Source organism: Actinomadura sp. NPDC048021 (assembly GCF_040653135.1).
GTDB classification, from domain to species: domain Bacteria; phylum Actinomycetota; class Actinomycetes; order Streptosporangiales; family Streptosporangiaceae; genus Spirillospora; species Spirillospora verrucosospora.
This window is the reverse complement of sequence record NZ_JBEZJQ010000011.1, coordinates 282,328-291,401: the sequence shown is the minus strand read 5'-3', so window position 1 is coordinate 291,401 and position 9,074 is coordinate 282,328. Positions and strand designations below refer to the sequence as shown.

10 protein-coding genes and 1 pseudogene are annotated in these 9,074 nt (G+C 76.0%); 9 read left to right on the top strand and 2 right to left on the bottom strand.

Annotated features, from left to right (window positions below):
• The 6 genes and pseudogenes from AB0C87_RS20720 to AB0C87_RS20695 all read left to right on the top strand — a co-directional run.
• Positions 1–334 (top strand): hypothetical protein (locus AB0C87_RS20720; RefSeq protein WP_360579013.1); only part of this gene is annotated, 334 nt, incomplete at its 5' end.
• Between the two features lie 30 nt (positions 335–364).
• Positions 365–568, top strand: coding sequence for a hypothetical protein (locus AB0C87_RS20715; RefSeq protein WP_345187789.1), 204 nt, complete (start codon positions 365–367; stop codon positions 566–568).
• Positions 565–918 (top strand): Asp23/Gls24 family envelope stress response protein, encoded by a 354-nt coding sequence (locus tag AB0C87_RS20710; RefSeq protein WP_345187792.1) that lies wholly within the window; start codon positions 565–567, stop codon positions 916–918. Before AB0C87_RS20715 ends, AB0C87_RS20710 begins: the two co-directional genes overlap by 4 nt.
• Positions 915–1,523 carry a DUF6286 domain-containing protein gene (locus AB0C87_RS20705; protein ID WP_345187795.1) on the top strand — a complete coding sequence of 203 codons (609 nt, stop codon included), beginning with the start codon at positions 915–917 and terminating at the stop codon, positions 1,521–1,523. Before AB0C87_RS20710 ends, AB0C87_RS20705 begins: the two co-directional genes overlap by 4 nt.
• Positions 1,523–2,101, top strand: coding sequence for an alkaline shock response membrane anchor protein AmaP (locus AB0C87_RS20700; protein ID WP_345187797.1), 579 nt, complete (start codon positions 1,523–1,525; stop codon positions 2,099–2,101). Before AB0C87_RS20705 ends, AB0C87_RS20700 begins: the two co-directional genes overlap by 1 nt.
• Positions 2,102–2,160: 59 nt before the next feature.
• Positions 2,161–2,853, top strand: a pseudogene (locus tag AB0C87_RS20695) (alpha/beta hydrolase); the annotation flags it as partial.
• Positions 2,854–3,035: 182 nt separating this feature from the next.
• Here AB0C87_RS20695 and AB0C87_RS20690 read toward each other — a convergent pair.
• Entirely contained in the window at positions 3,036–5,939 is a 2,904-nt protein-coding gene (locus AB0C87_RS20690) for an AAA family ATPase (RefSeq protein WP_360579010.1), read from the bottom strand.
• Between the two features lie 107 nt (positions 5,940–6,046).
• Between AB0C87_RS20690 and AB0C87_RS20685 the strand changes: the two genes are divergently transcribed.
• The 3 genes from AB0C87_RS20685 to AB0C87_RS20675 are packed head-to-tail and all read left to right on the top strand — an operon-like array spanning position 6,047 to position 8,218.
• The gene (locus tag AB0C87_RS20685; RefSeq protein WP_360579008.1) at positions 6,047–6,649 is read left to right on the top strand and encodes a dihydrofolate reductase family protein; all 603 of its coding nucleotides are present in this window, start codon (positions 6,047–6,049) and stop codon (positions 6,647–6,649) included.
• Between the two features lie 46 nt (positions 6,650–6,695).
• Positions 6,696–7,301, top strand: coding sequence for a dihydrofolate reductase family protein (locus tag AB0C87_RS20680; RefSeq protein ID WP_360579006.1), 606 nt, complete (start codon positions 6,696–6,698; stop codon positions 7,299–7,301).
• Entirely contained in the window at positions 7,298–8,218 is a 921-nt protein-coding gene (locus tag AB0C87_RS20675) for an NAD(P)-dependent oxidoreductase (protein ID WP_345179421.1), read from the top strand. Before AB0C87_RS20680 ends, AB0C87_RS20675 begins: the two co-directional genes overlap by 4 nt.
• Before the next feature lie 52 nt (positions 8,219–8,270).
• Here the strand turns inward: AB0C87_RS20675 and AB0C87_RS20670 are convergent, their stop codons facing one another.
• Complete coding sequence (locus AB0C87_RS20670) at positions 8,271–9,047, bottom strand: aldo/keto reductase (RefSeq protein WP_345179422.1); 777 nt, start codon at positions 9,045–9,047, stop codon at positions 8,271–8,273.
• Positions 9,048–9,074: the final 27 nt, after the last annotated feature.

Genomic DNA, 9,074 nt, shown 5'->3' with positions numbered 1-9,074 from the left:
CGCCGGGACCGGCGCGGCGGGCGCCCGGCAGGCCGAGGCGCCCGGCCGCGGGGAGCCGCTCGCCGAACTGGCGGAGCGGATCGGCGCGGCGGCGATGGCGTGCCCGGACGTCCTGGGACTCACGGCCGGTCCGCGCGGCTGGATCGCGACCTACCGCGCCGGGCCCCCCTACGCGGGGGTCGCGGTGCACGACGCGGTGGTCGAGGTGGGGGTGGTCGTCCGGTACGGACGGCCCTTCGCCGAGATCGCCGAGGACGTACGGCGTCTGGTGCGCCCGCTGGCCGGTCGGCGGACGGTGGACGTGGTGATCGGGGACGTGGCCGATGGCGGCTGATGACCCCGCCGAGGCGAGAGGGTGATCGAGATGGATGTGCGAGTGCCGTGGCCCGTGATCGGCCTGATCGTCGGGCTGGCACTGGGGTTCGCCGGGGCGTTCGGCGGCGCCGGCGCGTTCTTCCTCGTCCTGTTCCTCGGGGCGCTCGGCTTCGTGGTCGGCCGGGTCATCGAGGGCAGCCTCGACCTCGGGCAGGTCTTCTCGACGAGCCGCACGGGGCGGCGGCCGCGATGACCGAGGAAGAGCGGGGCAGGACGACGATCCGTGAGCGGTCCGTCGCGCGCATCGTCGCGGAGGCCGCGCAGGACGTCGAAGCGTCCGGCGGGCTCGGCCGGACCATCGTCGGCGTGCCGATCCCCGGGCGGGGGCCCGCGCGCACGGAGGTGCGGGTGCACGGCGACATCGTCACGGCCAAGGTGGCGCTGTCGGTGGCCTACCCGATGCCGGTCCGCGCGGTCGCCCGCGAGGTGCGCCAGCGGGTGCGGGAGCGGGTGGCGGAGCTGACCGGTCTCACCGTCGGGCAGGTGGACATCGAGGTGGCCGAGCTCGGGCGCCCCACCGCGGGTGAGAGGACCGTGCGGTGACCGCCCAGGCCGGGGCGCGGCCCGCCGCGGAGCCGAGCACGCGGCCGGCCGGTTCGCGGAAGGCCGACCGGGCGGCCAGGCACACGTTCCGCTCGCAGCGGGTGCTGCCGGCCCTCGCTGCGGCGCTGCTGATGACGGCGGCCGGGGTGCTGACGGCGATCGAGGTCATCTCGGCGGCCCTGAACCACCCGGCGCGCATCTTCCCCTACGGGTGGGTGCGGGACGCGAACTGGGACGGCGTGTACGCGCGCGCGATCTTCGCCGGCCTGGCCGTCGTCGGCGTCTGGTTCCTGCTGGCCGCCGTGCTGCCGGGCAAGTCACGGATCGTCCCGCTGCACGGGCGGGATCCGAGCCTGATGATGGGCGTGAGCAGGCGGGGGCTCAAGCGCTCCGTCGCCGCCGCGGCCGAAGGCGCGCCCGGGGTGTCGGGCGTCAGCAGGGTCCGGCTGGGGCGCCGGCGGGTGCGGGTGGTCGCGGAGACGCCCGTGCGCGAGCCCGCGGGCCTGGACGCGGAGGTCACCGAGGCGGTGCGGGAGCGGCTCGACCGGCTCGACCCCCTCCCCACCCGCTCCGTCACGGTGCGCATGAAGCACCGGGAGATCTGATGGACCGCCGCAACGCGCACGTCAACCGCACGGGCCTGTTCATTCTCGGCCTGCTCCTCGCCGCCGCCGGGGGGCTCGGCCTCGCCCGCGGCTTCGGCGCCTTCGGGAAGGCCCGGGCCTCCGGCCCCGTCCTCACCGCCGAGGCGCGCCGCTTCGCCGACGGCCACGGCTGGTTCTGGCCCGCCGTCGCGGCGGTGGCGGTCGTCCTGGCGCTGATGGGGCTGTCCTGGATGCTCGCCCAACTCCGTTCGAGCCGGGTGCGGGGTCTCTCGCTGGAGCCGGACATCCGGGCCGGCGCGACGCGGGTGGAGGCCAAGGCCATCACGGACGCGCTGGAGACCGAGATCGGCGAGTACCCGGGCGTGCGCAGGGTGCGGGCCCTGCTGGTCCGCTCGCCCAAGGGGGCCGGGCTGCGGGTGAGCATCCTCTACGGGCAGGAGGCGGATCCCGACGAGCTGCGGCGCCGCATCCAGGACGAGGCCCTCCCGCGGCTCTGCGCCGCCCTCGAACGCGAGTCGATTCCCACGGTGGTGCGGCTGCGGCTGACCCCCCGCGAGCAGCCCGCGACCGTCGTCTGACGCCCCTCGGCGAACATTTCTTCAAGACCGGTGGGCGAACGCCCGTGCAGGGTGGCCGCATGAGCGAGTCCGACGTTGAGCTTTCGCACGGGATGCACGGGATGCACGGGATGCACGTGGTGCAAGACGGGCCGCGGCAGGCGCCGCCGCTGCTGCTCGTCCACGGATCGGGGGCCTCGGGCGGCACCTGGAAGCCGATGATCCCGGCGCTCGCCGCCCACCGGCACGTCGTCCGGGTCGACCTGCCGGGCTGCGGGCAGTCCCCGCCCGCCGCGTCCTACGACGTGCCCGACCAGGCGGACCGCGTGGCCGCGCTGCTGGACGGCCTCGGGATCGACCGCGTCGACGTGGCCGGGCACTCCAGCGGCGGCTACGTCGCCACCGCGCTCGCCGAGCGGCGTCCCGGCCTCGTGGGGTCGCTCGCGCTCATCAGTACCGGGCCGGATCCGGACGCGCTGCTCCGGCAGCCGCTCCTCATCCGGGCCCTCCTCTCCCCGCCCCTCGGGCCGCTGCTGTGGGCGAGGCGGTCGGACGCGATGATCCGCCGCGGGATCGGTGCCGCGGCCGCGGGCCCCGTGGACGTCCCGGACGAGCGGGTCTCCGGGGTCCGGGCCATCACGTACCGCTCCATGCGGGCGGTGCTGCGCCGGAACACCGCCTACGTCGCCGAGCGCGGCGTGCCCGAGCGCCTCGCCGCCGTCCGGGTCCCGCTGCTGGTGGTCTTCGGCGCCGCCGATCCCCGCTGGAGGCCCTCGTCGGCGCGCCGGTACGAGGCGGTGCCGGACGCGCGGATCGAGATGCTGCCGCGGGCGTGGCCGCCGCGCCGTGGCTCGCGGTCGACGACGTCGCCTGGCCGGCCTCCTGGCCGACCCGGGTCCCCGCGCGGCACGGCGGACGCGTCCTCGCCGGGACGTGACCTCGGTAGCGCGCCGCATCAGGGCGGGGCGTCCAGGAGGCCGGACTCGCGGGCCTTGGCGGCGGCCTCGGTGCGGGACGCGGCGCCGAGCTTGGTGAGAATTCTGGTCACGTGGGTGGCGACGGTGTTCGCGGAGATGAAGAGCTCCGCGGCGATCCGCTGGTTCGTCCGCCCGCCCGCGAGGAGGCGCAGGACGTCGAGTTCGCGGCGGGTCAGGCCGAAGGCGCGGGCGGCGCCCCCGCCCTCGCCGGGCGGGGCGGCGTCGTCGGTGAGGCGGCCGCGGGCCGCGAGGTCGTCGATGCGCGCCCGCAGCGGGGCGGCGCCCAGGTCGTCGGCGATGGCGCGCGCCTCCCGCAGCCGGGACCGGGCGCCGGGACGGTTGTTGGACGCGAGCGCCGCGCCCGCGGCCTCCACCAGCACCACGGCGGTCTCGTAGCGGTTGCCGAGGTCGCGCCACGCCGCGGCCGCCTCGTCCCAGGCGGCCAGTTCGCCGCCCTCCGTCAGGGCGCGGAAGGTGCGGCGGTAGGCGTCCATCACCGGGGTCTCGGTGCGCAGCGAGCCGAGCATGCGGGCGAGGGCCGCGAGCCGGTCGGCGGTCTCATCCGCGACCCGCCGGTTCCGCGGCGCGGCCGCGCGCCGGGCCCGCTGCACGCGCGCGCCGAGCACCGCGAACCGCGCCGTCTCCTGCGGCGGCCAGCGGCCCGCCGCCGTCGGCAGGTGCTCGCCGACGACGTGGTCCGCCGCGCCGAGGTCGTCCTGGCCGAGCGCGCGGTCGAGGCGCAGCAGGGCCAGCCAGGACTTCGCCTCCGCCGCGCCGACGGTGTGCATGGCGAACTCGGTGACCTGGCGCAGGAGCGTCCCGCCCAGCTCGGTCTGCCCGCGCCGGTGCGCGATCTCCGCGGCGATCAGGCGCAGGAACGCGGCGTACAGCGGGGGCGGCGCCAGGGCGAGTGCGTCGTCGACGACGCGCATGGCCTCGTCCCAGCGTCCCAGGTAGACCAGGGGGACGCCGCGCGTGTTGGCGAGCATGCTGCCGCGGGACCGGGCCTGGCCGAGCCGTTCGGCGACCTCCTGCCCGGTGCGGGCGAGCTCGACCGCCTCCTCGTACCGCCCGGCGTCGCCCAGGAAGGTCGACTCCCATTGGAAGGTGGTCAGGAACGTGTGCGCGTCGCCGGCCGCGTCGGCGGCGCGGCGGGCCTCGGCGAAGGCGCCGGCTGCCTCCTCCAGTTCGCCGTGCGTGCCGTGGAGCGCGCCCAGGACCAGCAGCGCGGGCGCGCGCAGGGCGTCGTCGCCGAGCCGGTCGGCGAGTTCCAGCGCCCGCGCGGCGTGCCGCCGGCAGTCGTCGAGGTCGAACGCCATGAACTCCACGAAGGCCAGGGCCGACAGCAGCCGGCCGCGCAGCTCCTCCGAGGCCCCGGGCGGCGCCAGCTCGACCGCCCGCCGCAGGTCGTCGCGGCCTCCGCCGTCGATGCGGCTCTGCAGCCGGCCGCGCAGGCCCAGCAGCCGGGCCGCCCGCTCCGGCTCGGCGGCCGGGTCCAGCTCGTCCAGGGCCGCGGTGCCGTACGCCACCCCGGCGGCCGACCGGCCCGCGTTGAACGCCGCCGTGGCCGCGCGTTCCAGCACGACCGTCCGGTCGGCGCCGATGAGCCGGGCCGGCTCCGGCGCCTTCGGCCAGTGCTCCAGGACGAGCTCCAGCAGGTGGAGCTGCTCGTCGTAGGCGTTCTGGCGGCCGGCGCGGTCGGCGGCGTGCCACGCGGCGGGCAGGGCCCGCGCGAACTCGCCCGCGGCGGTCCAGTGCTCGGCCAGGGCCGTGCCGCCCGCGGCGGGACCGGCGGGCGCGGCGCGGTCGGCGAGCGCGGCCGCGTACCGGGCGTGCATGCGCCGGCGGCGGGGCGGCGGCAACGCGTCGTAGACCGCCTCGCGGATGAGGTCGTGGCGGATCGCGTACCCGTTCTCCCGCGCCACCACCAGCTCCCGCTCGGTCAGGTGGCCGAGGGCGTGCCCGAGGTCGCGGCCGGGCCCGCCGGCGACCGCGCTCACGAGGTCGTCGTCCAGTTCGGCGCCCGCCACGGCCATGGCCTCCAGCGCCTCGCGGGCCGGGTCCGGCAGGTCGGTGACGCGGGCGAGCAGGAGCGTCCGCAGGTCGCCCGGCGGCGTCTCGCCCGCGGTGCTCAGGGCCTCGACGAACAGCGGGTTCCCGCCGCTGCGCCGGTGGATCCGGACGCTGCGCGCCGGGTCGGGCGGCCGCCCGTCCGCGGCCGCCAGCAGCGCGGCGACGTGCCGGTGCTCCAGCGGGCCGAGGTCGACGCGCGACACCGCGTCGCTGCGGCCGAGCTCGGCCAGTGTCCGCCGGTTCGGATGCCCGGCGGCCAGCTCGCCGGTGCGGACGGTGCCGACCAGCAGCACCGCGACGCCCGCCAGGTTGCGGGCCAGGTAGGCGAACAGCTCGCGGCTCGACGCGTCCGCCCAGTGGAGGTCCTCGACGAGCACGACGACGGGCCGCGTCTCCGCCGCCCGGCCCAGCAGCGTCAGCATCTCCTCCAGCAGCCTGGCCGGGCCGTAGCGCGCGGGCGCCGGGCCGAGGTCCGGGAGCAGGTCGCCGAGGGCGGCCCCGCCCGGCGGGAGCAGCGCCGCCACCCGGTCGCGGCCGAGGCGGCGCACCAGATCGCGCAGGACGGCGACGAACGGCACGTACGGGGTGCCCTCCGAGCCGAGCTCCAGGCATCCCCCGGACAGCACCAGCGGGTCGCCGGGCAGGTCCCCCACCGCCGTCGCGACCAGCCGCGACTTGCCGATCCCCGCCTCACCCGAGACCAGGAGCGTCGCGGGGATCCCGGCCCGGGAACCCTCGTAGGCCGCCCGCAGGACGGCGATCTCGTCGTCCCGTCCGATCAGGACGGGGCTGACGACGGAACCGGTCATCGCCCCCTCCAAGCCCGGACCGGATGTCACCAACTCTGACGACGACAGCCTGCCATCGGTGCCGCCACTGTGAGGGGTATTGCCCACGACCGAAAAGGAACCGTCCGATGACTGGACAGAACGCCCGCCGCACCGTCACCGCCAACATCACGCTGTCCCTGGACGGCCGCGTCAACGGCGCCGGCGGCGAGTACGACATGAGCTGGATCGTCCCGCACGCCATGGCGTCCGCGTCCCGCGACCACATGGTGGCGGTCACCGGCGCGGCCACCACCGCCCTGCTCGGCCGCAAGAACTTCGAGGGGTTCGCCGGGTTCTGGCCCGCCGTCGCCGACGACGAGAGCGCCGACCCCAGGGACCGGGAGTTCTCCCGCTGGCTCAACGCGGTCGAGAAGGTCGTCTTCTCCACCACCCTCAGGGAGGCCGCCTGGGACAACGCGCGCCTCGCCGACACCGACCCCGTGACGGCGGTCAAGCGGCTCCGCGAGGAGGAGGGCGGCGACATCATCGTGCTGGCCAGCGCGAGCGTGATCCGCAGCCTCCTCCAGGCGGGCGAGGTGGACCGGCTGAGCATCACCCTGTGCCCCGAACTCGTCGGCGGCGGCGCCCGGCTGTTCCCCGACGGCCCCTCCGCGTCGTGGACGCTGGCCTCCAGCCGGGTCACCGAGAGCGGCGCGATCTGCCTCCTGTACGACCGGGCCGAGCGCTGAGCGGCCCCGACCGGACGGACCAACCGATGATCAACGAGGGGGACACATGAGCAGGGTCGTCAGCGCCCACGCCGTCTCGGTGGACGGCTACATCAGCGGCCGAACGCCCGACGGGGAGGAGGAGCTCGGACGCGGACTCGGCGACGCGGGAACGCTCTTCGACTGGTACTTCGACGGCGACACCCCGAGCCGGGAGTTCGGCGGGTTCAAGCTGAGCGAGGAGAGCGCCCGCGTCTTCGACACCGCCGCGGCACGCGTGGGAGCGGTGGTGGCGGGGCGCGTCACCTGGGAGCACTCCGGGCGCTGGGGCGGGGGCGGCCCCCACCCGACGGCGCCGCTGTTCGTCCTCAGCCACCGGGCCGTTCCCGGGATCGGCGAGCGGCAGACGCTCGTCACCGGCGGGATCGAGGAGGCGGTCGCGGCGGCACGCGAGGCGGCCGGGGACAAGGACGTCGCCCTCATGGGCGGCGGGGTGCTGACCTCCGCGCTGGAGGCGGGCCTGGTCGACGAGCTGATCCTCCACCAGGTGCCCGTCCTGCTCGGCGGCGGCCACGGCTACTTCCGCACGTTCCCGAAGCACGTGAACCTGCGGCTGCTGGAGGCCGTCCCGGCGCCCGGCGTGACCCACCTGCACTACGAAGTGATCCGATGATCCTCGTCACCGGCGGGCTGGGCATGATCGGCGCCCACACCGCACGCGCGCTCGCCGACCTCGGGCACGACGTCGTCGTCACCTCGCACCGGCGGAGCGAGGTCCCGTCCTTCCTCGCCGGACGGGTCACGGTGGAACGCCTCGACGTCACCGACCGGGACGCCTTCCTCTCCCTCGGCGACCGCCACGACATCGGCGACATCGTCCACCTCGCCGGCAGCGTCCCCGGCGAGGACCCGGTCGGCTACTTCCGCACGGACATGTCCGGCCTGCTCAACGCGCTGGACGCCGCCCGCTCCTGGGGCGTCCGCAGGTTCGCCGTCGCGAGCAGCCTCGGCGCGTACATCGGCCGCCCGGAGATCCCCTGGCGGGAGGAGCTCGCGCTCCCCACGGCGGACCTGCCGCACCTGATCATCGCCTTCAAGAAGGCCGTGGAGCCGCTGACCACGCACGCCCTCCAGGGCAGCGGCGTGCAGCCGGTCGTCCTCCGGATCGGGACGGTCTGGGGACCGCTCGTCGACCCGGAGTCCCCGTTCTTCCACGTCCCGCCGTACGTCAGCGCGGTGCTCCGCGGTGAGCGGCCGCCGCCGCTGCACGCCGAGGACGGCGGCGACTGCTGCTACGCACCGGACGCGGGGCGGGCGATCGCCCTCCTGATGACCGCGAGGACGCTGGGGCACGACACCTACAACGTCTCCAGCGGGCGGCCGTTCACCAACCGCGAGGTCGCCGACGCCCTGGAGGCGATCACGCCCGGCCTGCGGCTCGACCTGCTGCCCGGCAGGCGGAACGGCCCCGGCGAGGACCCCTACCTCGACATCGGCCGGCTCACCGGCGACACGGGGTTCACGCCGGAGTTCGACGTCGCCAAGGCGGTCGCCGACTACGTCGCCTGGCGCGCCGGCAACCCCCGCTGACCGGGACCTCCCGCCCCTCCCGGCCCGCCCCCGCTCGCGTGGGGCGGGCCGGTCAGGCGTCTCGGGCGAGGGCGTCGACGGCGGCGACGTCCTCGTCCGTGAGAGCGAAGCCTTCGAGGTCGAAGTTGGCGGCGATGTGCTCCCGGCGCGACGACCTCGGAAGGATCACGATGTCGTGCTCCAGATGCCAGCGGAGGACGACCTGGGCGGGCGTGACTCCGTGCCGCCGGGCGATCCCGGTGAGGACGGGGTCGCGCAGGTCGGTGTTCTTCAGACCGCTGTAGCCCTCGACCACGATCCCCCGGCGCCGGTGCTCGTCCAGCAGCGCCGGGTCGTGCTGCGCCGGGCTCCACGAGATCTGGTTGACCGCCGGCCGCCGCCCGGTGGCCTCCGTCAGGCCGTCGATCAGCGCCGGGCTGTAGTTGCTCACCCCGGCATGGCGGACCAGTCCCGCGTCCTGGGCGTCCAGCAGCGCCCGCCAGGTCGGGACGAGCTCGTCCCCGCCGGTCGGCCAGTGGATCAGCCAGAGGTCCACGTAGCCGGTGTCGAGCAGGCGGAGGCTCGTCTCCAGGGTGCGGCGGGCGTCCCGCGCGTCCTGCGGGCGCAGCTTGGTGGTGACGAAGACCTCCTCCCGGTCGACGCCGCTGTCCTTCAGGGCCCGGCCGACGTCCGCCTCGTTGCGGTACAGCGTGGCGGTGTCGACGTGCCGGTAGCCGATCTCCAGCGCCTCCCGCACCGATGCGTACGCCGCCTCGGGCCGCAGCTGCCAGGTCCCGAAACCGATCATCGGCAGCGCGCCGCCGCCGGGCAGAGTCACAGTCCGCGTCATGCATCGCATTCTTCCCCGCGATCAGCG

What these genes read in the sequence shown, in the direction of transcription:
- AB0C87_RS20680 (WP_360579006.1), top strand. Translation starts at nt 6,696, where the DNA reads ATGAGCAGGGTCGTCAGCGCCCACGCCGTCTCGGTGGACGGCTACATC.
- AB0C87_RS20700 (WP_345187797.1), top strand. Translation starts at nt 1,523, where the DNA reads ATGGACCGCCGCAACGCGCACGTCAACCGCACGGGCCTGTTCATTCTC.
- AB0C87_RS20710 (WP_345187792.1), top strand. Translation starts at nt 565, where the DNA reads ATGACCGAGGAAGAGCGGGGCAGGACGACGATCCGTGAGCGGTCCGTC.
- AB0C87_RS20715 (WP_345187789.1), top strand. Translation starts at nt 365, where the DNA reads ATGGATGTGCGAGTGCCGTGGCCCGTGATCGGCCTGATCGTCGGGCTG.
- AB0C87_RS20675 (WP_345179421.1), top strand. Translation starts at nt 7,298, where the DNA reads ATGATCCTCGTCACCGGCGGGCTGGGCATGATCGGCGCCCACACCGCA.
- AB0C87_RS20685 (WP_360579008.1), top strand. Translation starts at nt 6,047, where the DNA reads ATGACTGGACAGAACGCCCGCCGCACCGTCACCGCCAACATCACGCTG.
- AB0C87_RS20670 (WP_345179422.1), bottom strand. Translation starts at nt 9,047, where the DNA reads ATGACGCGGACTGTGACTCTGCCCGGCGGCGGCGCGCTGCCGATGATC.
- AB0C87_RS20690 (WP_360579010.1), bottom strand. Translation starts at nt 5,939, where the DNA reads ATGACCGGTTCCGTCGTCAGCCCCGTCCTGATCGGACGGGACGACGAG.